Below are 23,783 nucleotides of genomic sequence, written 5' to 3' on the forward strand. Positions count from 1 at the left end.
CAGGCCCGATGAACTACACATCCTCGCCGCGCCTCTTCTTCGCTGCCTCGAATGCCAGCAAGATTTGCTCCCTGATTCCGTCGACATCTTGGGACGACCAGGAAGCTATGACTTCTTCGATCGTCGAGCGATGGGCGTCCAGGTAGTAGCCGATGAGGAGGGCGAGCGCCTCGACCTCCAATTCCTTGTGCGGCAAGCGAGCGACCCTGGCCAGAATCTCCCCCACGGCGTCATCCTGCACGTGATTGAAGGCGAGGAGTGCGTCGACCCGGTCCTTCATCCTCCTGGATTCATCGAAGATTACTCCCGAAATCGCATCGACCAGTTGGGCATCAGGGGGGTCCACCTCGTCCGAATCAAGCAATGCGGCACCGGCCGCCCAAAGAGCGGAACTGAACACCTCGGAGGAATTGTCGGCGCTCAGCATCGCAGAGATGACGCCGGCGTCAGTGGAATCCCCAAGATCCCCCAGGACACGCAAAGCACTGGCGTGGTTCAGCCCGACATCGCCACCCTCGGCATCCTCGGACGGATAGGGCGGCGTGGTCAGCACCCGGCGGGCGACTTCCAGGACGGTCGACTCATGTTCCTCGTACGGGTGGGGCCCGCCGAACCGGGTCAGCGACTGCTGATACCGGTAGTGATCAAGCGCGACCCCGACCGCGACGACCGAGTCACTCTGCAGCAGTTCCAGGAATCCGTCGACACCAACCGCCCCGGAGGCAAGTCGGGCACGGACCTCGTCAAGATGGGCGTCCTGGGTGGCGTATGCAGCCCAATAGAACGAATCAAATGTCATTCCACTCATGCCCGTCCTCTCACCTCCAAGATGGCATCCTTCGGTATGCTCCCGCGAATCAGAATCTCCTGAGTGCGCACGACATCCTGCAGTGCCTGTCGCTCGCCCTTACCCAGTCCAGCGAGCCCCCAACGCGCCTGGTCTGCCGCATTCGTGAGGTCGAATATCTGACTTGGCGACACATGGAGGAGGTCGATCCTGACCGATCCGTACTCGCCACCGAGTCGATCACCCTGCGGGTTCCTCAACTCCTTGACCGGCAGCTTCGAGGTCGAGAAGAACGGGGTCACCCGCTTCACCGGGCCCCTTCTGTTCCTTTTGCCCCGCCGTCCACCGGACTCCGACTGGGGGCCGAGGACGTGCTCCTTCACCTGTCCAGGCGTGGCCGCCAGGTCAGGCATTTCGGCCGAGAGCCCGTCGCGCTCAGGCCGCTGGTCCCGCTCGGCGAGGTTGCGCTCGACTTCGCGAGGAACGAAGCTTCCGGACTCACTCTTGACATATTCCCTACCACCGCGGTCCCTGTACGCGGTCTGCTTCCCCTTCGTTTCGACGACCGTCATGTCTTCTTCCCGCAGCCTGCGCCGGAACTGACCGATCGCGGTCTTCTCCGGCTTCCCCTGGATGTTGCGCGGGTTGTCATATATCAAAACGACACTGTTCGGCGCCCTTTCTATCCACGCATCCTTCTTCCTGAACTGCCCGACCTCCGGATTCCACTCAAGCTTTCCCCGTCCAGTTCCACCACTGCCCTGGCCGTGACTCGAATCCGTTGAGTGTGCGACTCGATTGCCCCCCTGACCTCCGCCACCACTCTTACTTTGGGCACCACCCAGCACGCTGCCTTCGATGGCCTTCACCTTTTCAACCACCGCTTCCAGCGTATAGCTTCCAGTCAGTTCAGCCTTGATCCGGTCACGCAACTCGAGCGTCACCTTGTCCTCGGCGCCAAGGGGGAAAACTTCGAACTCTCCCTCCGCCGCAATGGCTGTTGGATTGAGCGTCGCGACAACATTGAAGTCATCTTCACCCTTGGCAGCGAGACTCGTGAGCCGATTCCAAACGCGCATCGCTGCGAGCGTCGCGTTCAGTGCCGGTGCAGGCAGGCCCTTGTCCAGCAGCCGTTTCAACTTGGGACGAATGCGCGCCACGATCTTCCGGAGCCGCTCGTCCTTCGACTCCTTGGAATTCTCGTCCTTCTTCTGCTTGTCCTTGTCCGTTTGGGACTTGGGCCGACCAGGACCGCTCTTCTCAGGCTTGGGCTTGGTATTGCCAGGACCCCGCCGGTCCGGCTTGGGCTTGGCCCGGTCCGGCTTCGGCTTTGTCCGGTCCGGCTTGGGCTTTGTCCGGTCCGGCTTGGGCTTGGTCCTGTCCGGCTTCGACTTGCCAGGGCCGTCCTTGTCCGGCCTGTCCTTTCCAGGCCTGGTGGTGTCTGGGCCGTCCTTGTCGCCCTTCGGCCCGGCCTTGCCCGGGGCGTCCCCTCTCTCGCCCTTCGGCTCGTTGGCGTCCTTGGGCTTGCCCGTGGTGTCCTTGTCGTCCTTCGGCCTGTCCGAGTCCTTGCCGTCGGCGCTCTTCGGCTTCGGCTCCGGCTTGGCCGGTGCTTCCGCCTTCGGCTTCGGCTTTGCCGCGGGGGTCGGCGTGGTGCCCGGCCTCTCGTCTCCGTCCTTCGGCCGGCCGTTCTTGTCCTTGCTCGTGGTCGGAGGCGTGGGCTTCTTGTCACCCGGCGTCTTGGACTTCCCGGGGGCGCCGCCAACCTTGCCCTGCCCCGGCTTCGGCGTCGTAGCCGTCGAAGCCTTCCCGTCCGCGCCCGGCTTCTTCGTCGTATCGACCGGGGGCTTCCTGTCCCCGCCCTTGTCGTCCGCCCCGTCGGCGCCCGCGCCCTTGCCCCCGCCCGGCTTGTCCCCCTTGCCCTTGCCTCCGAGCTTCGCCGCGATGCTCTTGAAACGGCGTCCCACCTTCGCCACGTACTTGCCGATGCCACTCAGCAACGCCTCATAGGCCAGCTCCAGAAGGGCCACGATGCCCGCCGCGACCGCCTTCGCGAAGAGGATGCCGGCGCCGCCCTGGCGGACCGCCTTGAGCCAGTCGAGGACGGCGCCCATCGCGCGCAGGATCTCACCGAGAGCACCGATGGCCGTACGGATGGCGTCGATGACCGCCATGACCCAGCCCGCGCCCGGGATCAGCTTGGCGATGACTTTGGTGATGACGATCTCGCCGATGATGAAGGGGAGTTGGGGGACGATTGCGTCCCAGGTCTCCTTGACGATCTGGTCCAGTGCAATGCCGCCCTTGACCAGCTTGTCCAGGATGGCCTTCGGGATGCCGATGATCTCTTCGATCTTGGACTGGAACCAGCTCTTGACGGCCGCCTTGACCTCGCGGAACAGGTGGTTCTTCGCGCCGTCCACCGCGGAGTTCTTGGCACCGCCCAGCCAGCCACCGGGGTCCGAGAGGAAGTCGACCGCGATGAGCATGAACTCGCCGAGCGCGCCCAGCAGCTTGGAGGCGAAGTCCAGCACGGCCTTCACCGCGCCGACGATCGCCTTGACCACATCCAGGAGCGCCTTCTTCAGGACGTCCAGGATGCTGCTCAGGAGTTTGCCGATGGCGTTCAGTAGGTCGGTGATCGCCTGCTTCAGCGCCTCGGCCAGGCGGTTGACGAGTGCGATGGCCGCCGCGATCAGATCCGTGATGAACTTGCGGATGCGGGCCGCCAGTTCGATCACCGCCCGCACCATCGCCAGCGCGAACTCGATCAGGTCCTTGATGAGGTTCTTGATCGCCTCGACGATGCCCTTGCGGGCCTCGTTGATCCAGCGCTCGACCGTTTCCTTGAAGTTCTTGATGAACCCGACGACCGCGTCGCGCGCCGCCCGGATGACCCGGACGATCGCGTTCTTGATCTCGATGACCTTCTGCTTGATCCAGTCGAAGGCCTTGGTGATCCAGTTCCCCGAGTCCTGGACGGCGCCGTCGCGCTGCTTCTCCGCGTCGCGCTCCGCTTTGGCACTCTCGTCCTGGATCTTCTTGTCGCTGCCCTCCTTCTCCTTCTCGACGTCGTCGTCGGTCTTCTTTTCCTTGTCCTCGACGTCCTTGCGGACCTTGTCGTGCCGCTCGGTCTTCTTGTCGCCGAGACTCTTGAGCTCCTCGTCCTGCTGCGTGCGCCAGTCCTCGCGCTGGGCGGTGACCTCGCCCATCGCCTTCTCGCGCTCACCGGCCTGTGTGTCGGTGTTCTTCGCGATCTCGGCGTCGACCTGCTGCTTGTGCTTGGCCTGCGAGTCGCGGAAGTCCCGGTCCTTGGCCTGCCGACCTTCGGACATGCCCTTCTGGCCGTCGCTGAACGCGGCCTGGAACTGCGGCCCTTGTTCGTGCTCGGCCACCTCGGAGGCCGCCTCCGGCGGTACGGCACCGGTCGCGCCGCCGCCCTCGACCGCGACGCCCTCGCCGCCCTGCGCCCCCGGGACCTGAGCGCTCAGCTCCTCCTTGGGGGCGTTGGGGTAGACCTGGTCCTCGCCCATACCCCGGTTCGAGTCGTCGCGAGCCGTCCCGACCGTCTCCTGGCCCTTGGCCTCGACATGGCCGTCCTGCTCACCGGCCGTCTGCTCCGCCGAGCCCTTCATCTCCACGCCCGGCGCGTTGCCCGCCTGGGCCTGCTTGAGCGCCTCGTCCTTCGTCGGCAGCCCGGCGAACTTGGCGGCCAGTTCCTGCGGGTCGACCTCGAAGCCGAGCCAGCTCGCGACCTTGCCGATGCCGAAACCGAGGGCCATCTTGAAGGTGTCCCAGCCGCTGGGCTCCTCGGCCTTCTCCGCCTCGATCTGACCCTCGGGCTCCTTGGCCCCAGTGACCTCGGCGTCCTCCTGCTCCGGAGCCTGGGCCTCCTGAGGCTTGTCCTGCGAGTACTCGGCAGGGGCGTCCGTCTTCGGCTTGCCCTGCAGCGTCTGCGGCGCACCCGCCGGACGCTGCATCGAGGGCGGTGCGGAAGCCAGCGTCTTGTGTTCGTCGCCGACCGTGCGGTCCACCGCGCCGCCGACTCCGCCCATGGCCTGAAGCGCCTTGTGCGGCTTGAGCTTCGAGGCCGTGGACAGGCCTGCTTCCGGGGAGACTCCGGCGAGGTTCGGCACCGGTGCGGAGTCCTTCTTGCCCTTGCCCTTGGCCGGAGCGGCCCCACCGCCACCGCCACCGCCTGCACCGCCGCCGCCACCGCCACGCGCGGCCTTCGGCGCGGGTGCGCTCTCCGGCTCGGCCTTCGGTTCCGGGGCCGCCTTCGCCGACGCGGGCTCGGACTTCGCAGCGGCGGCGGGCGCGGCTGCTGATCGCGCGGGCGCCGCCGACGTCTCCTTGCGAGCGGGCGCTTCCGTACCGCTCTCCTGCGCCGGCGGCTCGGTCGCCGACTCGGCACCCGAACCCCCGGAGGAACCGGGCGAGTTCACCGTGCCGCCACCCGCGCCGCCGGACGCGCCGGGCGCCGTGCTTCCGGCCTCGACGGCGGAGGCGTCCTGCGCGGACCCCGCGCTCTGCTCGCTCTGTGCGCCCTGTCCACCGGCCTCGGCCGAGCCCCCGCCGACGCCGCCGCCCCGGGCCGCTTCCTTAGCCCCGGCGTCACCCTGGGCCGACTGGCCGCCCTTCGCCTGCGGGGACTCCTTCTCCGGCGCGGCGCCGCCCTTGTCGCCCGCCGCGGCCGTGCCCTTCTCCTCCTTGTCGGCCGACTCCTTGGCCGCGCTGCCGCCCTCGGACCTGCCCTCCTGCTTGCCCGGCGCCTCCTGCACCGTGGTCTGAGCCGCGACCGGCCCGGCCTTGGGGTCGTCGCCGCTCTTGGGGTCCCGGGTGCCGGGCGCGGGCGGCGCGGTGGCGGCCCGCTCCAGTGCCAGGCCTCCCGCCCCGAGACCGCTGTCGGGTCCGCCCTCCGTCTCGGGGGCCGACGACTCCGGCTCCATGGCCGCGTCGGTCGGCTCCTCCTCGGGCTCGGCGGCCTCGTCCTCGGCGTCCTCCGCCTCCCGTTCGGCCTGAATCTGTTCGGCCTTCGTCGGTGGCGGCGCCGGGAAGGAGGGGGCCGCCTGTGCGGTCGCGGGCGCCGACGGGTCCAGTTTGTCCGCGGTCGGCACGGCGGACACGTCGAGGTCCTGCTGCGGTACGAAGTCCTCCGGCTGGAGCTTGACGTCCCAGGCGCTCGGCTCCCCTCCCCCGACCTCGACCTCGGACTCGCTGCCGGAACCGAACGGATCCTCGTCGGTCTCCTCCTCCTGGCCGGCGAGGTCCTGGTTGCGCTTGCCGTCGAGCGTGCTGAGCTTGCCGGGCAGCTGCGTGTCCTTGCCCGCCGCCGTCGGGGAACCCGTCGGCTTCTGCTGCCCCCGCTTGTCCTGCTGCTTCAGCTGCCGTCCGGCCGCGGCAGCCTCGGCCGCGCCCGGGCGGTTCTTCGCCGCGGACTCCTCCTTGCTCGCGGCGCGGGCGTTCTGCCGCTCGGTCTGCTCCTGGCCGCCCTTGTCCTTCTCCTTGCCGGCCGCGTCCCCTGACTTGTCCTTGCCGCCCGGCTCCACGGCACCCTTGCCCGACGCCGAGCCGGCGGACTTGTCCTCCCCCTGCTGTCTTCCGCCACCGGGTTCCGACGAGGCAGACGAGGACTGCTCCTGCCGTGAGGCGGCCCCACCGGGCGCGCCCCCGCCCCGCGGAGTGGTCCCGTGCTCCTGTGTGCCGCCGTTCTGCGGCGTGCTCCCGGCCGCGCCCTCCTCGAGGGCCCATTCCTTCTCCGGCCCGGGCGCCGGCGCCGGCCGCTCCTCCTCGGTCCGCCGCTCCTCGGCCGTCCGCAGGGCGTTCTCGCGCTCGGTCCGCACCTGCTGCGCGGCGTCGGGCTCGATCTCGGGGGCGTCGTGCGCATCCCGTTCGAGTCCGTCCTCGGCGTAGTCGTCGTAGGCGTCGATCTCGTCGACGAGGTCGAGCACCCGGTCGTGCTCCGGCGCGAGCAGACGGTTCTCCAGGCGGACGAGAACGCCGTCGAGCAACTCCTCGGGCAGCCGGGCGAGTTGCCTGCGAGTGCGCTGGGACAGGTCCTCGGGGTCGCCGCGCAGGGACCGTACGACGGAGTTGGCGAGGCGGTCGACGAGGGTCGCCGGGTCGATGGCCTCGGCGCGGTTGCGGTCGGCGTCGACGGTGGCGTACCGCAGCCAGCCGGGCGTGGCCTGCCGCTCCTCGACGTCCGGCGCGGACTCCTCCGTACGTGCCGCCTCGGGACGTACGAGATCCTGCGCCGCCGACTCCGCCTCCCGCTCGATCGCCTGCTGCGGCATGCTCACCGCGCCCAGCTCACGCCCGGCGCGCAGGGTGCCGAGGCCGTGCGGGTTCTGCACGGTGTGCAGGAGCTCGTGGGCGAGCAGCCGACGGCCCTCGTCGGTGCCCGGCTTGAAGGCGCCCTCACGGAAGAAGATGTCCTGGCCGACGGCGACCGCGTCGGCGCCGAGCAGCTCCGTCAGCTGCCCGGCGTCCCGGCCGGTGTGCAGGCGTACGCGGCCGAGGTCGTGCCCCAGCTGCTCCTCCAGCTCCCGGCGTACGCCGGGGTCGAGGGGCTGGCCTGCGCCGCTGACGATGTCCTTGGGTTCCGGCGTGCGGGACTTGGCGGCACGTTCCTTGCGCTTGCGGCGGCGCTGTTCGGCCGACTGCTCCGAACGGGCGTCCTGGGACTGCGAGTTGCTCACCGCGTCACCTCCCCGTGGCCGCTGAGCCCCTCGTGCACGACGCGGGCCAGCTCCTGGCCGAGGCGGCGGGCGGACAGCCCGGCGGGCAGCGGCGGCAGGCTCGTGAGCGCGTCGACGCTCAGGGCGCCGTCGGCGGCCAGCGGGACGCCGTGCGCGCGGACCAGCCGGGTCAGCTCCTGTTCGAAGGCGGCGGAGACCCGCTCCGGGTCCACGCGGAAGCCCTCCAGGGCGAGTTCGCCGATCTCCACGCGGATCTCGCGGGGCTCCGGCGACGCGGATGCGGCCGCCCGGCCCGGGGCCGTCCGGGTCGGTTCGCTGTTCACACCCATCCGCGGACCTCCGTCGGCGTCAAGGAGCGCTCCAGCTTCAGGTACTCCGTGCGTGCCGCCGCGAGCATGTGCCGCATCTGCAGCCGGTCGCCCTCCTCCGCGGCGAGGAAGGCCCCGGACAGGGCGATGTTGCGGATCGAGCCGCCCGCGACGGTGAGCTGGGCGAGGAGGTCCGGGTCGATGTCCTTCAGCGGGGCCCGCGACGGCAGCACCCGGCGCCAGATCTCGGCGCGCTCGTGCTCGGCCGGGAAGGGGAAGTCGACGACGAAGCGGATGCGGCGCATGAAGGCGGTGTCGAGGGCCTTCTTCATGTTGGTGGTGAGGATGGCGAGGCCGCGGTAGGCCTCCATCCGCATCAGCAGGTAGCTGACCTCGAGGTTGGCGTACCGGTCGTGGCTGTCCTTGACCTCGCTGCGCTTGCCGAACAGCGCGTCCGCCTCGTCGAAGAGCAGGAGGGCGCCGCCCCTTTCGGCCGCGTCGAAGACCCTGCGGAGGTTCTTCTCCGTCTCTCCGATGTACTTGCTCACGACCTGGGAGAGGTCGATGACGAACAGGTCGAGGCCGAGCTCCTTCGCCATCACCTCGGCGGCCAGCGTCTTGCCGGTGCCGGAGCCGCCCGCGAACATCGCGGTGACGCCGAGACCGCGGCGCAGGGTGCCGGCGAAGCCCCACTCCTGATGGACCGTGGCCCGCTGCCGTACGTGCGCGACGATCTCGCGCAGGACGCTCAACTGCCGTTCGTGCAGCACCAGATCGTCCCAGCCGGCCTCCGGCTCGATACGGCGGCCCAGCTCGTCCATGCCGACGCGGGCCTCCTCGAGACCGGCCCGCCAGGCGAGTTGGGCGGCGTCCAGCTCGTCCTCGTACGGCAGCCGGCGGCGCACGGTCGCGGCGGCGGACCGTACGACGTGCGGGGGCAGCTGGAACTGCGCGACCAGGGAGCGCAGTTCACCGTCGTCGAGGTCGGCGACGGGGTGGAAGGCCTGCGCCCACAGCTCGACCTGCTCCTCGTCGTCGAGGCGTGGCACGGCCACCCGTGCGCCGTGCGGCCGGTCCGTGCGCAGCGGGTCCTCGCTCGATACGACGACGGGTACGGCGGCCCCGGCCAGGAACGCATCGGTCGCCGCCCGCTGGTCGCGGTCCAGCTCGCCGACCTCGACGAGCAGCGCGGCGGGCAGCAGGATCGCCTCGCGCTGCCAGAGCCGGGCGAGCCGGTCGCGCTCGGCGGGGTCGGTGGGGATGTCCGCGGCGCCCATGGCGTAGAGCCCCAGCCCGGAGCGCGCGGCCGCCGCGGCGGCGATGTCCGCCCGGCTGCGCAGGTCGCCGCCGGTCACCTCGACCAGCAGCGGCGCGCCCGGGCTCGCCCCCGTCGTCCAGCCCTCGGCGGCACGGCTCGCGGCCAGGTCGTACGACGGCGGCAGCTGTTCCGGCACCGGGGTGCGGCGCAGGCGGCCGTGCAGACGGGCGTCCAGGTAGGGCGAGCCCAGCAGGAAGTGCAGGATCCGCTCGTCCAGGCGCAGCCGGGAGGTCGTGAGCCGGGACTCGTCGTCGAGCTCGACGATCCGCCAGCGCCGCAGCGGCGCCACGGGGGTGAGCGCGCTCCAGTGCGGTTCGGCGAGGGCGGCCAGGGCGAGGGAGAAGGTCGGGTACGCCCGCTGCGGATCACCGCTGGCCGCGGCGCAGCGGGCCGCCGTCGTGGGGTCGAGTTCGTCGGCGGCGGTGAGGAGGATCAGGTCCCGCTCGAAGGGGGTGAGGCCGAAGCAGCCGACGAGAGCGTCGAGGGGGGCGGTGCCCGGGGCGGCCAGGGGGGCCGGAGTCGCAGAGCCGTTGGCGTTCGGGGTGCCGGGCTCGGCGTCGGCCTGGGGCGCGGTGGTCTGTCCGGCGCCTGTGGCGTGGGCATCGATGCGGGACAGGACGCGTCGGATCTCCGCGGTCAGTGTCACGCCGGTGTCGTGTCCGTCCGCCGTCGCCGAAGTGCCCGGTGTGCCCGGCCCGTTCGTCCCCATGCCCTCACCTGCCCCCGTCGTTCCCATGCCGTCTCAGTTCTCGGTGCCTTCGGCCGCGCTGTCCGTCCGCGTGCCGCGCGCGGTGTCGCCCTGCCGTGTCTGCTTGCTGGGCTGCGCCGCCTTGCGGCCGCGTGCCGGAGCTTTGGCGGGCGCCTTCGCGGGCGATTTCGCGGCGGTCTTGGCAGCCGCCTTCACCGCGGTCTTGGCAGCCGTCTTCACTGGCGCCTTGGCCGTGGTCTTCCCCGCTGTACCGGCGGCGGGATTCTCCTGAATCTCGGCCTTCCCGGCCCGGCCCGTGGCCTCGACGTCGCCGCCCGACAGCGCGATTGGTGCCCCGTCACCGATCACCGGCGGCACCGGAGCGCCCGGCGCCCCGAACGGCAGCACCCGTACCTCGGGCCGCTCCACGGGCTTCGCCGGTACCGGTGTCTCGCGCCCGTCGAGGAAGATCAGGGACGCCTGGTAGACCACCGACAGCGAGTACGGGGTCTGGTAGAGCATCCCCCACAGCTTCGACGTCTCGTCGATGTCCATCACCGTCGGCGCGAACCGCACCCGCTGGGCCGCCTCCGCGAGGTCGCTGCCCGCCAGGTAGGGGCGCTCACCCGCCTGTTCGATGACGTCCTTCGGCAGGATCGGGATCTCGTGCAGGGTGCGCACGACGGCGCCGATCAGCCGCTGCCCGACCAGTTCCGTCTCGTCGCCGTACGCGCTGATCAGGTAGTGCAGGTCCAGGGCGGCGGCCGGCCGCTTGACCAGCGTGCCGTCGGACGCCCGGGTCGGCAGGTCGTTGCCCCGCATGGACGTGTTGGGGGTGACCTGGTACAGGAACACGTTGATGGTGGGCTGGTCCGGCGGTTCCGCCGGGGGCTTGCGCGGTTCGACCTTCACGGCCTCGTCGAACTCCGGGCCCAGGTTGGATTCGAGCAGCAGGGCGAGGGCCTGGGTGACATGGGCGATGGCGAGTGCGTTGCTCATGAAGTCGGTTCCTCGGTTCCTCGGTCCGTCATGTCACTCCCGCCCTCGCGCCAGGTACTCCGCCAGGCTCAACGTCGCCCCGGTACGGCCCCTTTCGGGCGTCCGCTGCCGGCCGCCGCCGGACGGTGCCGGTCCGGCCGTCACCTCCAGCCGCCCGATCTGCACCTGAACCACCTGCTCGGGCGCCTTCCCGGGCCGCCGGGCCGCGGCCTGCCGTACGGCGTCCCGGGCCGCCGCCGTGTCCGCGGCGCTCGGCCGCAGTGGGGTGGACACGGCGGCGTGGGGGGTGGCATCCGTGCCCGGGGGGATGGGCACGGACGCCACGTTCTGGGTGGAACCCTGTTCCGCACGGCCCCGGCCGACCGCCCGGTGCGCGGCGTCGGGTGTGGGGCGCGGGCCCGTGGTGACGGGTGCGACGGGGCGCAGCAGGGGCGCCTCGGGCAGGGCCCTCGGGGCGGGCTGCGGTGCCGGGTCCGCGGGGGTGTGTTCGGTGCGTACGACCGTCCGCTCGCGTTCCGTGTGCAGCCGGGCGGCGGGCGGCGCCGGATGCGGCGCCGCGTCCGGCCGTACCTCCGACGGCGTGCTGGACGGCCACAGCAGGTCGCTCCCGTCGTCGGGTTCCGGTGCCGTGGCCCGTACCGCCTCCACCCGTTCGAACGGGCCGGGCAGCCGGGGCCGGACCCGGGCCACGCCCGGGCGCGGCCCGGCGGCGGCCGGGGCGTGCCGGGCGATCAGCCGGTCGAGGAAGTCGGGAACCGGCGCCCCTTCGGCGTCAGACATCCGCACACAGCTCCAGGTAGTAACGGCGCCGCAGCGGGCTGAGCGCCAGGATCTCCGGCTCGCTCCAGCCGTACGAGGTGGCGAGCAGATGGACGTCGAGCAGCAGGTCCCGTGCCCAGGCGTCCAGTTCGGTCCAGAGGTAGGAGGCGATGTCGAGCTCGGCCCGGGTGCTCGCACCGCATTCGGGGCAGGCGACGTTGAGCGTCACGTCGGCTGCCGGGTCGGCGGCCTCGACGGCCTCGGCGATCCGGCGCTGGACCGGGACGGGCAGGTCGCCGGCGCCCACGGCGGTGCCGTCGCGCACCGCCGAGACGAGGCAGCGGGCGAGCAGGGCCGCACGCGGGTCCGCCGCCCGGGCCGCCGCCGTCAGGTCGGCGACTCCGGGCAGCCGGAACTCGAGGTCCCAGCCGTCCTGCCGGACGCGCACCACGGCCCCGGCGGACGGGTCGTCCCCGTCCACCGCGCCGCGCCGCCCGGCCGCTGAACCGCCCCTCCCGCCCAGCGACCGCGCGAATTCTCCCGCGTCCAGGTCGAACTCCATGTCCTCCCCGCACGCCGCGCACGCCAGCCGCACCTGCATCCGCTCCCCGAACAGGGCGCGGCGCAGCGCGAACAGGTCGGCCTCGCGCTCCCCCACCGGCAGCACGGGCAGGCTCGCGGCGTCGACGTCCGGGCGCGCCGTGCGGTGCAGCAGCAGGGCGCGCCCCGTCGGCGCCTCGGCGAGGCCCGCCTCCCAGGTGGCCAGCAGCTCGGCCGCCCCGGTGATCGCCATCTCGTCCCCCCTCGACTACCCAGTGCTCAGGCTGGGTTGAGGAAGGAGGGCTCCTCCGGCTCGGGCACCTCGTAGTCCCGCTCCCAGCCCTCGCACTCCAGCTTCAGCGACTGGATGGCCACCGCGTTGGCGTTGGCGTCCAGCTCGCCGAGGACCTGGTACTCGCTCGGCCAGGTCCGGTAGAGCTTGTGCGAGACGGCGACCTGGCCGGCCTCGTTGAGGACCTGGATCACTATGTCCTTGCGGAAGTCGGCGAGGGACACCTCGGAGCCGAGGCCCGCGCCGACCTGCCAGACCTTGTTGGCCCAACGGTCGAACTCGGGGTCGTGGGTGACGCCGCGCTCCAGGGTGATGCCCTCGAACTCGGAGCGGCCCGGCGACTTGCGGGGCGACGACGGGTCGCCGCCGTGCCGGTGCTTGACGACCTCCGTGGTCCGCTTCAGCGGACTGATCTTGCTGATGCCGGCGACCGTACGACCGTCCCACAGGACGAGGAACTTGAAGTTCTTGTACGGGTCGAAGCGATGCGCGTTGACCGTGAACTCAGCCATCGGATTCCTTCAGTTCTCCACGATTCCCCGCGCCTAGAGCGCGAACTGCCCGGACGTCTGCTGGATCTTGACGATCACGAACTCCGCCGGCCGCACCGGTGCGATGCCGACGAGGACGTTGACGATGCCGTTCTCGATGTCCTCGGCGGTCGTCGTGTCGCTGTCGCACTTGACGAAGTACGCCTCGCGCGGGGTGCCGCCCTTGAAGGCGCCCTGGCGGAAGAGGGTGTGCAGGTAGGAGGAGGCGGCGAGGCGGATCTGCTGCCACAGGTTCTCGTCGTTGGGCTCGAAGACCACCCACTGCAGGCCGCGCTGCAGGCTCTCCTCCACGTGCAGGGCGAGACGGCGTACCGGCACGTACTTCCACTCGCTGTCGAGCGCGTCCGAGCCCTCCAGCGTGCGCGCGCCCCACACGACGGGGCCGGTCAGCGGGAAGGTCCGCAGGACGTTGACGCCGAGCGGGTTGAGCAGGCCGGTCTCGCGGTCGGTGAGGTTGACGGTGAGCGAGTGCACGCCCGCGAGGCGCGCCTCGGTGCCGGCAGGCGCCTTCCACACGCCGCGCTCGGAGTCCGTACGGGCGATGACGCCCGCGATCGCGCCGGACGGCGGGAAGGAGCGCAGCCGCCCGGTGAGCGGGTCGGTGAGCTGGAGGTGCGGGAAGTACAGGCCGGCGTGGTTGCCGCGCACGGCGTCGAAGGCGGCGAGCCCGGCGCGGGCGGTGTCGACGCTGACCCAGGTGCTGGGCGCGTCGACCAGCAGGAAGATCCGCCGCTCGGCGCACAGCCGCTGGGCGGCGGAGATGACCGTGAGCGCGTCCTCGGTCTTCTCGTACGCCGCGAGCTCCGGCAGCGCCAGCAGGTTGACGTCGGCGACGCCGCGCAGCGCCTGGATGCCGGTCTTGTCGCCCTCGGAGCCGATGAGGTCGCGCGGACCGGGCGCCGCGCCGTCCTCGCCGCCCTCCAGCGGGAAGACCGGCGGGTTGACGGAGGCCTCCAGGCCCAGGTCGTTGGCGCACTCGCCGAGGAAGCGGACGACGTCCTCGGGGTCCGTCGAGCCGGCGACGACCTGGATACGACGGCCGAAGGCGGTGACCTCGACACCCGCGAAGGCGTGCTTGCCGGGCGCGTCGGGCAGGGCGCGCAGCTTGCGCTCCAGGAGCAACGCCAACTCGGCCACGGAGCACGGGGCTTCGCCGTCGCAGTCGGGGTCGTAGAGCGTGAACTCGCGCTCCACCTCGCCGATCTTGACGGTCAGGTCGACCGCCAGGTTCGGAAGCTGGTCCCCGAAGGGCTTGGAGACGGTGCCGGACGGGTCGGGGCGGCCCTCGCCGACGGCCTCGACGCGGATCAGGCGGGAGCCCGCGTTGATCACGGTCGGGGCGTAACGGCCGTTCGAGGAGTCCATGGACAGGCCCGTGAAGCTCTCGCGGGCGTCGCCCTTGGCGTCGTAGACACGCAGGTTGAACGTCTCGTCGGGGCACGGCGTGTCGTGGTCGACGGCGACCCGCAGGCCGTTGCCCCAGACGCCGGGCTCCTTGGCGTGCACTTCGAGGACCGGGCCCTCGCTGTGGCCCTCGGTGGACTTGAGGGTGACGCAGGCGGCCTTGCCGCTGCCGGCCTTGGCGACGCGGACGATCACCGCGACGGTGCCGCCGTTGCCGAAGAACTGGTGGACCGCGTAGCCGACGGCGCTCTGTGCGCTGAGGCCGCCGAAGCGGCGCTCGAACTCCGCGAAGCTGGTGACGCGTACCGGCTCGTTGAGCGGACCGCGCCGGGTGTGACCCACGAAGGCGGTCACGGACGTGGTCAGGGTCGAGATCGTGCGGGTGCTGCTGGGAAGTTCCTCGACGTAGACGCCGGGATACGTCGGCTTGGCGGCGCTCAGCGCGCTCATCGGCATTCCCCCTCCTACTCCCTGTCTCGGGTACCGGACAAAGGCACCAAGAGATGGCAGAGGGAGGCATTCCCGACTCGGAGCACGAAAACGCCACCCACAAGGGCGACGCCACTCACGTGCACCGCAACAGTTTTCCCCCGTCATCACCGTGGGCGATCGGCCGCACGGCTCAAGCAGCGCGCTTGTGACTCCTGATGCTCAAGTGCTCAACCCACCTTGGTGCGTTCGAAGTTGACCGAGCAAGACGCCTTCAGGCCACCCGGGGAGGGGGTTTGGTGAAGGCACTCTCGCGACATCCACACATCACACCTGCGCGCCCCGGCCAGCTGGTTCACGGATTCTGCACACAGGGTGCCGCCGTCGGACCCGGAGCGCCCCCCAACCCCCGCTGGAACCCCACACCCCCCACTGTTCGACTGGTCGCACACGCATGCGGCCTCCCCGAGTCGTCCACAACACGCCGTGGCCGGTTTTCCGACGGTGACGCGAAACCGCCGCACCAACGGCCGTCTTTGTGGGGCCCGTGAATTCTCGCGGTCATGTCTTGACGTACGACCGAGAGGGTTCACAGCCTGGCCGCCGCCGCGCCTCCCTGGACTCGGCGGCGGCCGTACGGACCGTCACCCGGATGACGCAGAACCTCTTCTGCGGCGACAAGGGCATCCTCCGGCCCGGCAGCGTCTCCGCCGTCACCCGCGACAACACCGGGTACATGCGGCGGATCCATCCGGCGTACGAACTGCGGCTGCCGCGCTGGTGGTTCCCCGGCTGCGAGGTCAGCGCCTCGACCCGGCGCATGACCTCGCGGCAGAACGCGCCGACCCCATCGGGATCGTCGATGAACTGCTTCGGCTTGACGCAGAACGTCGTGAGCCCTGTTCCAGCTGCTCGGGGATCGACGCGAGCGCTGCGCCGAGGCCAGCCGGGCAGTGGTTGTCGGGGAAGACGGCCTGGGTGCCGCCGATCATCTCCGGGTCGGCGCGGTCCCGGCCGGCCGCGGCCAGGGCGCCCCCCGAGCAGTCACAGGTCCTCGGTCCCCGGACGGCCGAGCGGATGGAACCCGTGTCCGTACCGGACGAGTCGGCGCAGCACCGGGCCGTGCAGGCGCTGTCCGCCGAACCACAGCCGCAAGGTCGCGGACCTCTGCGCCCTGGACCGTCCGCTGCTGAACCTCGACCCGCACGCGGCCACGGACGCCGAGGCGGTGATGACGGTGTTCGACGGACGGATCGCGTACGAGCGCTGAAGGCCCGGGCTCCTTCCGACCCATGGCCGCGCGAAGGGAACGCCGCTACCGTGATCGACCGGATTTTGCGCGGGAGAAGAAGTCGGGCGAAGAAGTCGGGCGAAGGAGTCAGGGTGGGCGCAGACGGGTCGGCGGCCGTGCTGGTGACCGGTGGCAGCGGGTTCGTCGGCAGTCATCTGGTCAAGCGGCTTCTGGAGCGCGGTTACGAGGTCCACGCCACCGTGCGCAGCACGGCCGACGCGGCGAAGGTACGGCCGCTGCGGGAGATGCAGGACGCGCATCCCGGCCGGCTGTCGCTGTTCGAGGCCGACTTGCTCACCGAGGGCGCCTTCGACGAAGCGATGAGCGGCTGCCGGGTGGTGTTCCATGTGGCGTCGCCGTTCCGCATGCCGGAGAAGATCAAGGACGGCCGCCAGGACATGGTCGACCCGGCCCTGCTCGGCACGCGCAACGTGCTGGCGGCCATCGAGCGGACGTCCACGGTCGACCGGCTCGTCCTCACCTCCACCGTGGGCGCGATCTTCGGCGACTACGCGGACGTCCTGGACATGGACGACGCGATCCTCTCCGAGCGGTACTTCAACACCACCAGCACGGTGGAGAACAACCCCTACCACTACGCCAAGACGGTCGCGGAGCGCGCGGCCTGGGACGCGGAGGCCGCCCAGGGCCGCTGGCGGATGGTGTCGGTCAACCCCGGCCTGATCCTGGGCCCCTCCCTCACGCCCGCCTCGGAGTCCGGCAGCCTGTTCCTGCTGGAGGAGCTGTTCAAGGGCTACTTCTTCTACGGCGCACCGGACTTCAGCTTCACCACGGTGGACGTCCGCGAGGTGGCCGACGCGCACATCGCGGCGGCGGAGAACCCGGACGCGAAGGGCCGTTACATCCTGGCCGCCCGGACCATGACGTCCTTCCACGACATGGCCCGCATCCTGCGGGCCCGGTACCCACGCGACCTCCGCCTCCCGCGCACCGCGCTCCCCCACTGGCCCGTACGCCTCCTCGGCCCGGCCTTCGGGCTGACCCAGGACTACATCCGCAAACACCTCGGCATCCGCTTCGAGGTGGACAACAGCCGGAGCGTCAGCGAACTGGGCATCACCTACCGCCCGGTCGAGGAGACGGTCCTCGACCATTACGCGGCGTGGCGGAGTCAGCGCGCCGCGAAGTGAATTCGGCCCTCGGTCTGCAGCGAGCGTCGAAGGTCACAAAAACGTATCGGACATTTCACACGTCAATCTTCACGTGAGGCACACAAGTTGGCTAGGTTACGCCTCAGGCCGCACGACGACCTCCGGCGAACCCGCCGGGACGTGCGGCCTCCGCCGAATCCGGTGCGCCCGGGGGGCCACTGGGACCGGGGACCCGACCGAGCTTGGGGCGAATCGGCCAACTGCCCTTGAGGGCAAGGGCGGTAGGGGACACCCTCCAACAGCCCGAAGCCTCCCCCAGAGCCCGAACGGCCTGGGGGTGCCCCCATCGCTGAACCGGTAGGCGGAGCACGGAAGGAGTACGTCGCCCATGGCGCCGGAACGCACCGCGCGTCCGGGGGCTCTGAGCCTCCCCGGCATACGCAATTCCGCACTCGCGTCGGCGGCCCTCACCTCTGTGGCCCTGCTCGCTCAGACGGCCAACGCCGCCCCTTCCGTCGGAGACGAGGCGCCGAGCCGCGAGGAGGTCAGCCGACGGGTCAGCTCCCTCTACGACCAGGCCGAGTCCGACACGGGGACCTTCAACGCCACCCGCGCGGCGGCGACGGGACCGCGCCAGCGCGCCGACCGGCCGACGGACGCCGGACGCGAGTCCGCCTCGGCGGTCCGGCGGGACGAGAGCAGGCGCAGCGACCCCGCCCTCGACAGCGTCGCCCGGCAGTGGTTCGACGTCGCCCGCTCGAAGCTGGGTCCGACCGTCCCGGCGAGGCTGCCGAGCGACCGGGTGCCGGACCGTCCGAGCGGGGCGCGGCCGGCGCGTACGGCGGAGCGTGCGGTCGAGGGCCTCACCGACCGGGGTCGCGAGGCATCCGGCCGCGCCGCCCTGGAGCTGCCCGCCGCCCCGGTCGCCGAACTGACGTCCGCTCCGGCCGCCGGAACGACTCCCTTGTCGGAGCTGACCTCCGGTCCCGTCGCCGCCCTGCCGGCCCCCCAGGCCTCCCTCGCCCTGCCCGCCCCGGCCACCGCGCCCGCGGCCGAGTCGACGGCCGATCCGCAGCAGCGCTCCTCACTGCGGACGACCAAGGAGCAGAGCCGGCAGAAACTCGACCGGGCCCGCCAGTTGCTGTCCGCGTACACCGCACAGCAGGGCACCGCGCTCACGCCGATCGACACCACTCCGGTCCAGGTACCGGCGGCCGAGACACAGTGGCAGGCACTGCAGGAGCTGGGAGCCGCCGACCTGACACCGGTCCCGGCCGGCACGACGGCCTGGCAGGACACCGCAGGCTGGTCTGCCGACCTCCCCATGGCCGCCACCACAAGCCGGACTCTCGGCACGGGTCAGCCCTTCGACACGGGCCAGGGACTGTACGCCGAGGCTCTCGACACGACCCCGGCCCTCGACACGAGCCCGCTTCCGGCCACGAACCCGGCTCCGGCCACGAGCACCGCCGACGCATCCACCGCACCCCAGGACACCCGAGCCATGCGGGCCCTGCACTTCGCCCGCGCCCAGCTCGGCAAGCCCTGCGTCTGGGGGACGACGGGCCCGGACGCGTACGACGGCGCGGGCCTCACCCAGGCCGCCTGGAAGGCCGCCGGCATCACGCTCCCGCGCACCCCGCAGGAGCAGGCGACCGCAGGCCGCGGCATCGCCCTCACCTACGTCGAGCCCGGCGACCTGGTCCTCTTCCACGCCGGCCACGTCGGCATCTACTCCGGGAACGGCATGATGATCCACGCCCCCGGCCCCGGCGCATCCATACGCGAGGAGTCGATCCACTACGCCGGTGAGGCGGCGATCCACAGTGTGATACGCCCTGCCTGATCCGCCGACCCGACACCGCCGGGACCGACTTCGGCACGCTGCATACGACGCTCAGGCCGGCTCCCGCGGGGCCGGCCCGCTCGTGCCTCGTACGACGAGCTTGGGATCCAGCACCGCCTCGCGCGGCTCCAGGTCCTGGTCCTCCAGCCGGTCCACCGCGAAGCGCACCGCGTGCTCGGCCATGAGGACCGCGTCCTGGCGGACGGTGGTCAGGCCAATCGGCATCAGGTGGGAGAGATGGCTGTCGTCGTAGCCGACCACGGACAGATCGCGCGGGACATCGACGCCTGCCCGCGTCAGGGCCATCAACAGGCCCATCGCACAACGGTCGTTGCCGGCGAGGACCGCCGTCGGCAGGGGACGCCCGCTGTCGCGCTCGGCCAGCAGCAGGCGGCCGGTCTCGATGCCCGACTGCTCGGTGTGCTCACCGGGGATGACGCGCAGCTCGGCCTCCAGACCGTGGCGGCGCATCGCTGCCCGGTAGGCACGCCGCCGCTCGGCCGAGCCGGGACCGCGGCCGCCGTCGATGTGCACGATCCGGCGGTGGCCCAGTTCGACGAGGTGGTCCATGGCCTGGCGTACGCCCTTGCCCTCGGCGGTGTGCACGCTGTCGACGCGGGCCTGGGGCACCCGGCGGCCGACCGAGACGGCGACCGTGCGGCGACCGAGGGCGTCGAGGTCGGCGGCCGGCGCATCCGGGCCGAGCAGGATCACCGCCTCGCAGCGGTGGCCGAGCAGCGCCTCGACGGCCTTGGCCTCGGTGCGGCCCTGGCCGGTGGCGGACAGCAGGACCTCGTAGCCGAGCCGTTCGGCCTCGGGATAGATGCCCTCGACCAGGTCGGCCTGGAAGGTCTGGTGGACGGTGAACATCACGCCGAGGGTGCGGCTGCGGCCGCGGGCCAGCAATCGGGCCGCGTTGTCCGGACGGTAGCCCAGCTCGTCGGCGACGCGCAGCACCCGCTCGCGGGTCTCCCGGCCCGCGCCCGGCAGGTCCCGGAAGACGATCGAGACGAGCGCCCGGGAGACGCCCGCCTTCTCGGCGACGTCCGCCATCGTGGGCCGCTGCCGGCCTGACGCATCCACCTGTGAACCCACCCTTCGACGCCGCTCACCTTAGCGAGGTCGCGAAATCTCCCAGCTGCAAGCTATTGACATGACATTTGGACCGAGGCCATCGTACTCGCACTAGAGCGCGCTAGTAGAGCGCGACAGCAGAGACGTCCAGTGACGCCTGTCCCCTCCCCGAAGGACATGCCATGGCAACGGCGCCAAACCCCCTCCGCACCACCATGGGCAACCTGTGCCTGGGCTCGGCCCGTACGGCTACCTCCCCGCCCCGAGGCATGGGACGACATGCTCACCCACGTCCGTCAGGCGGCCACGCCGACCGCCGAGCAGTGGGCGGGCTCAAGCGCGGCGTGTGCGTCTCCCCGCCGGCCGGCGTGCCCCAGCCCGCCGACGTCGTCACCGAACTCGCCGAGCTGGACGCCGAGTTGCTCCCGCTCGAAACCCTCGAAGCCGAACTCCGGGCGCGCTTCTCCTGACCGCCTTCTGTTCTCCCGTTCTAAGGAAAGAGAATGACCGTACGTGTAGGCGTCATCGGCGCCGGCTGGATCGGCAAGGAACACATCCGGCGCCTCACCGAGACCGTCTCGGGCGCCCGCGTCACGGCGGTGACCGACATCGACGACGCCCGCGCCGCGCAGGCGGCGGCACCGGTCGGGGCCCGGGTGCTGTCCGACGGGGCGACCCTGATCGCGGCGGACGACGTCGACGCCGTCCTCGTGACGTCCTGGGGCCCGAGCCACGCCGAGCACGTGCTGAACGCGATAGCCGCCGGAAAACCGGTGTTCTGCGAGAAGCCGCTGGCCACGACCGCCGAGGACTGCCTGAAGATCGTCGAGGCGGAGACGGCGCTCGGCCGCCGCCTGGTCCAGGTCGGCTTCATGCGCCGCTACGACGCCGGCTACCGGCAGATGAAGCAGGTCATCGACTCCGGCCGGATCGGCGAGCCGCTGATCGTGCACTGCGCCCACCGCAACCCGGCCGTCCCGGAGTCGTACACCTCCTCCATGGCCGCCCTGGACACGGCGGTGCACGAGGTGGACGTGCTGCGCTGGCTGCTCGACGACGAGATCGTCTCCACCCAGGTGGTCACCCCGCGCGCCACGAGCAAGCGGTTCGCACACCTGAGGGATCCGCAGATCATGCTGTTCGAGACCGCCAAGGGTGTCCGGATCGATCTGGAGGTTTTCGTCAACTGCCAGTACGGCTACGACATCCAGTGCGAGGCGGTCGGCGAGCAGGGCCTCGTCCGGCTGCCCGACCCCGCCGCGGTGGGCGTGCGCAGCGCCGGACAGCACAGCACGAAGGTGCTCACGGACTGGGTGGGCCGCTTCGTGGACGCCTTCGACACCGAGTTCCGCGAGTGGATCGCGGGCGTCGCAGCCGGGACCGGGCCCACCGGCCCCTCCGCGTGGGACGGCTACGCCGCCACCGTCATCACCGGCGCGACCGTCGAGGCCCTGGAGTCGGGCCGGGTCGTCGCCACCGACCTCGAGCCCCGACCCGCTCTCTACGGAGGCACCGCATGAAGATCGCCCTCGACCCGTACATGCTCCGCGCGCTACCCCTCGACGAGATGGTGCGCACGGTCGCGGAACTCGGCTACGAGTACGTCGAGTTGTCGCCCCGCGACGACTTCATGCCGTTCTTCCTGCATCCGCGCGCCGACGACGAGCGGATCGCGCTGCTGAAGAACGCCCTGCGCACCCACGGCGTCCAGCTGTCCTCGGTGCTGCCGCTGTACCAGTGGTCGTCGCCCGACGAGACGGAGCGGCAGGCGGCCGTCCGCTACTGGAAGCGCATGATCGAGATCACCGTCGACCTGGAATGTCCGTTGATGAACTCGGAGTTCAACGGCCGCCCCGAGCGCGCCGCCGAGAGCGAGGCGGCCTTCTGGCGCTCGATGGAGGAGCTCCTCCCGGTGTTCGAGCGCGAAGGCATCGCCTTGAACCTGGAGGCGCACCCGGACGACTTCTGCGAGGAGAACACCCCCGCCGTCGACCTGGTCCGCGCGATCAACAGGCCGTGGGTGAACTACCTCTACTGCGCCCCGCACTCCTTCCACCTGTCGGGGCCCGCGCAGGTCGGCGCCGACATCGCGGCGATGATGCGCTACGCCGGCGACAGGCTCCAGCACGTGCACATCGCGGACTCCTTCAACCACAAGGGTTCCTCCGGCCTGCGCTACATCCTCAACCCGCCCGGCACCCCGGCCCGTATCCACCAGCATCTGGACATCGGGCAGGGCGAGGTCGACTGGGACGCCTTCTTCGGCACCCTGCGCGAGCTGAACTTCGACGGCGTGGCCACGGCCTGCGTCTTCGCGTGGGAGGAGCGGGCCCTGGAGTCCTCGGCATTCATGCTGGACCGCATCCGCAAGGAGCTGGCCGCGTAAGGAGGTTCAGCCGGGCCGACGGCGGTCCGCCCTGCACTGTGCCAGCCACAGGGCGACCGCCTCGGAGATCGGCAGCCCGGTCTCCAGTTCGACGAACCCGAACTGGCCGCCCTGGTTGCACTCCAGGAACCACCAGATGCCGTCCTCGTCCTCGGCGAAGTCGAAGGCGGCGTACGCCAGTCCGGCCAGAGTGACGTACTCGTGCACCGACTTGCCGATGCGGTCGGGGACCTCGACCGGTTCCCAGGCGTGCCCGGTCTCGCCGTAGCGTCCGTCGACCTGACCGGGTTCGGCGGTCTTGCGTGCGGCGAACAACCGGCTGCCGACGCAGGTCAGACGGATGTCCGCCCGCTTGGGCACGTACCGCTGCAACAGGGCGGGCCCGGCCGCCACGGCGGAGAAGTCCGTGTCGGGCCCGATCAGCGTGGTGGGCAGGGCCAGCCCGGGTTCTCCGGGCGGCGGCCCCGAGGCGGACTTCACCACCACGTCCCCGTGCTCCTCGGCGAACTGCTGCGCCAGGCGGGGCGCGGTCGTGAAGACCGTCGGCGGTACGGCGAACCCGCTCAGGTGAGCGATCCGCAGCTGCCAGGGCTTCAGCCGGGCCTGGTCGGCGTTGCGCGGATGGTTCATCCACCGGGTCGCGGCGGAGTAGAGCATCCCGTACAACGCCTGACGGGTCTCGGCGGTCAGCCAGGGCGAGGGGTGTGCCGCGTGTGCGGCCGGCTCACCGGGCCTGCGCACCCATACGGAACGCAGGCCTCCCATGCTGAGCACATGCCCGTTGACCGACAGATGGCCGTCGAAGTCGCCGTGCGCGAAGTCGGCGGACAGCACGGCCTTGCCCGGCAGATCGGCGGGGTCGAGCCGCATCACGGGAGTCCCCGTCTCGTGCAGGCGGGCCACCACCATGTCGGCGGTCACGTCCTCCTCGGACGTGAGGATCAGTACGGTCATTCGCTCACGGTTCGTCAGTCGTCGAAGTGGGTCGCGGAACCGGCGGTGGACGTCGTCGTTCCGGCGGCGAGCAGGAGTTCCGGGTCACTGACCGCCGGGCGGCCGTCGGGCAGCACGTTCAGCTGCCGGGCCGGATCGAAGTGATACGGCGTCACCGCGTTCGGAAGCCCTTGGGCAAAGGCGTAGTTCAAGGTGAACGGTCGCACGCGAAAAACCTCCACGGACGTTGTCTGCATTACCGTCCCTTACGCGCTTCTTGCGTAAGGAATTCATCACTTTCAGCCACATCGGGGTGAAGGTCGTCACATCAACTGCACGAGTCGTGTGCACCTTCCCCACGGGACATC

At 70.9% G+C, this 23,783-nt stretch carries 16 protein-coding genes and 2 pseudogenes; 5 read left to right on the forward strand and 13 right to left on the reverse strand.

What is annotated here, in order from left to right:
- Window positions 1-13: 13 nt before the first annotated feature.
- From ACIBU0_RS28365 to ACIBU0_RS28410, 10 genes and pseudogenes are all read right to left on the reverse strand, one after another.
- Window positions 14-808: a hypothetical protein gene (locus ACIBU0_RS28365; protein WP_398823876.1), complete on the reverse strand. Its 795-nt coding sequence runs from the start codon at window positions 806-808 to the stop codon at window positions 14-16.
- The gene (locus ACIBU0_RS28370; RefSeq protein WP_398823879.1) at window positions 805-7,485 is read right to left on the reverse strand and encodes a DUF4157 domain-containing protein; all 6,681 of its coding nucleotides are present in this window, start codon (window positions 7,483-7,485) and stop codon (window positions 805-807) included. The genes ACIBU0_RS28365 and ACIBU0_RS28370 overlap by 4 nt, the downstream gene beginning before the upstream one ends.
- On the reverse strand, window positions 7,482-7,814 hold the full coding sequence (locus ACIBU0_RS28375; RefSeq protein WP_398823882.1) for a hypothetical protein: 333 nt from the start codon (window positions 7,812-7,814) through the stop codon (window positions 7,482-7,484). The genes ACIBU0_RS28370 and ACIBU0_RS28375 overlap by 4 nt, the downstream gene beginning before the upstream one ends.
- A complete protein-coding gene (locus ACIBU0_RS28380; RefSeq protein WP_398823886.1) occupies window positions 7,805-9,820 on the reverse strand; it encodes an ATP-binding protein in 2,016 nt (671 codons plus the stop codon). Before ACIBU0_RS28380 ends, ACIBU0_RS28375 begins: the two co-directional genes overlap by 10 nt.
- A 33-nt stretch (window positions 9,821-9,853) precedes the next feature.
- Window positions 9,854-10,798, reverse strand: a complete 945-nt coding sequence (locus ACIBU0_RS28385) for a DUF4255 domain-containing protein (RefSeq protein WP_398823889.1) — start codon at window positions 10,796-10,798, stop codon at window positions 9,854-9,856.
- Window positions 10,799-10,831: 33 nt separating this feature from the next.
- Window positions 10,832-11,578: a hypothetical protein gene (locus tag ACIBU0_RS28390; RefSeq protein ID WP_398823892.1), complete on the reverse strand. Its 747-nt coding sequence runs from the start codon at window positions 11,576-11,578 to the stop codon at window positions 10,832-10,834.
- Entirely contained in the window at window positions 11,571-12,350 is a 780-nt protein-coding gene (locus tag ACIBU0_RS28395; protein WP_398823895.1) for a hypothetical protein, read from the reverse strand. Before ACIBU0_RS28395 ends, ACIBU0_RS28390 begins: the two co-directional genes overlap by 8 nt.
- 26 nt (window positions 12,351-12,376) lie before the next feature.
- Complete coding sequence (locus ACIBU0_RS28400; protein ID WP_004003113.1) at window positions 12,377-12,901, reverse strand: phage tail protein; 525 nt, start codon at window positions 12,899-12,901, stop codon at window positions 12,377-12,379.
- Window positions 12,902-12,934: 33 nt separating this feature from the next.
- The gene (locus tag ACIBU0_RS28405; protein ID WP_398823899.1) at window positions 12,935-14,800 is read right to left on the reverse strand and encodes a phage tail sheath family protein; all 1,866 of its coding nucleotides are present in this window, start codon (window positions 14,798-14,800) and stop codon (window positions 12,935-12,937) included.
- A gap of 768 nt (window positions 14,801-15,568) precedes the next feature.
- A pseudogene (locus tag ACIBU0_RS28410) lies at window positions 15,569-15,931 on the reverse strand (F420-dependent oxidoreductase); the annotation flags it as partial.
- 225 nt (window positions 15,932-16,156) lie between these two features.
- Between ACIBU0_RS28410 and ACIBU0_RS28415 the strand changes: the two are divergent.
- On the forward strand, window positions 16,157-17,215 hold the full coding sequence (locus ACIBU0_RS28415; protein WP_398823902.1) for an NAD-dependent epimerase/dehydratase family protein: 1,059 nt from the start codon (window positions 16,157-16,159) through the stop codon (window positions 17,213-17,215).
- A gap of 349 nt (window positions 17,216-17,564) precedes the next feature.
- On the forward strand, window positions 17,565-19,022 hold the full coding sequence (locus tag ACIBU0_RS28420; protein ID WP_398823905.1) for a C40 family peptidase: 1,458 nt from the start codon (window positions 17,565-17,567) through the stop codon (window positions 19,020-19,022).
- Window positions 19,023-19,073: 51 nt separating this feature from the next.
- Here the strand turns inward: ACIBU0_RS28420 and ACIBU0_RS28425 are convergent, their stop codons facing one another.
- The gene (locus ACIBU0_RS28425) at window positions 19,074-20,075 is read right to left on the reverse strand and encodes a LacI family DNA-binding transcriptional regulator (RefSeq protein ID WP_398824599.1); all 1,002 of its coding nucleotides are present in this window, start codon (window positions 20,073-20,075) and stop codon (window positions 19,074-19,076) included.
- A 353-nt stretch (window positions 20,076-20,428) separates the two neighbouring features.
- Here ACIBU0_RS28425 and ACIBU0_RS28430 point away from each other — a divergent pair.
- The 3 genes and pseudogenes from ACIBU0_RS28430 to ACIBU0_RS28440 form a co-directional block, all read left to right on the forward strand.
- Window positions 20,429-20,518: pseudogene (locus ACIBU0_RS28430) on the forward strand (2-keto-myo-inositol dehydratase); the annotation flags it as partial.
- Window positions 20,519-20,599: 81 nt separating this feature from the next.
- Window positions 20,600-21,616 carry a Gfo/Idh/MocA family oxidoreductase gene (locus ACIBU0_RS28435; RefSeq protein ID WP_398823908.1) on the forward strand — a complete coding sequence of 339 codons (1,017 nt, stop codon included), beginning with the start codon at window positions 20,600-20,602 and terminating at the stop codon, window positions 21,614-21,616.
- Window positions 21,613-22,482: a sugar phosphate isomerase/epimerase family protein gene (locus tag ACIBU0_RS28440; protein WP_398823911.1), complete on the forward strand. Its 870-nt coding sequence runs from the start codon at window positions 21,613-21,615 to the stop codon at window positions 22,480-22,482. Before ACIBU0_RS28435 ends, ACIBU0_RS28440 begins: the two co-directional genes overlap by 4 nt.
- Window positions 22,483-22,488: 6 nt before the next feature.
- Here the strand turns inward: ACIBU0_RS28440 and tgmB are convergent, their stop codons facing one another.
- Both tgmB and tgmA read right to left on the reverse strand, forming a co-directional pair.
- Entirely contained in the window at window positions 22,489-23,436 is a 948-nt protein-coding gene (gene tgmB, locus ACIBU0_RS28445; RefSeq protein ID WP_398823914.1) for an ATP-grasp ribosomal peptide maturase, read from the reverse strand.
- Between the two features lie 14 nt (window positions 23,437-23,450).
- Window positions 23,451-23,642: a putative ATP-grasp-modified RiPP gene (gene tgmA / locus ACIBU0_RS28450; RefSeq protein ID WP_398823917.1), complete on the reverse strand. Its 192-nt coding sequence runs from the start codon at window positions 23,640-23,642 to the stop codon at window positions 23,451-23,453.
- Window positions 23,643-23,783: the final 141 nt, after the last annotated feature.

This window comes from Streptomyces sp. NPDC049627 (assembly GCF_044465645.1).
In the GTDB taxonomy this organism is placed as follows: Bacteria; Actinomycetota; Actinomycetes; order Streptomycetales; family Streptomycetaceae; genus Streptomyces.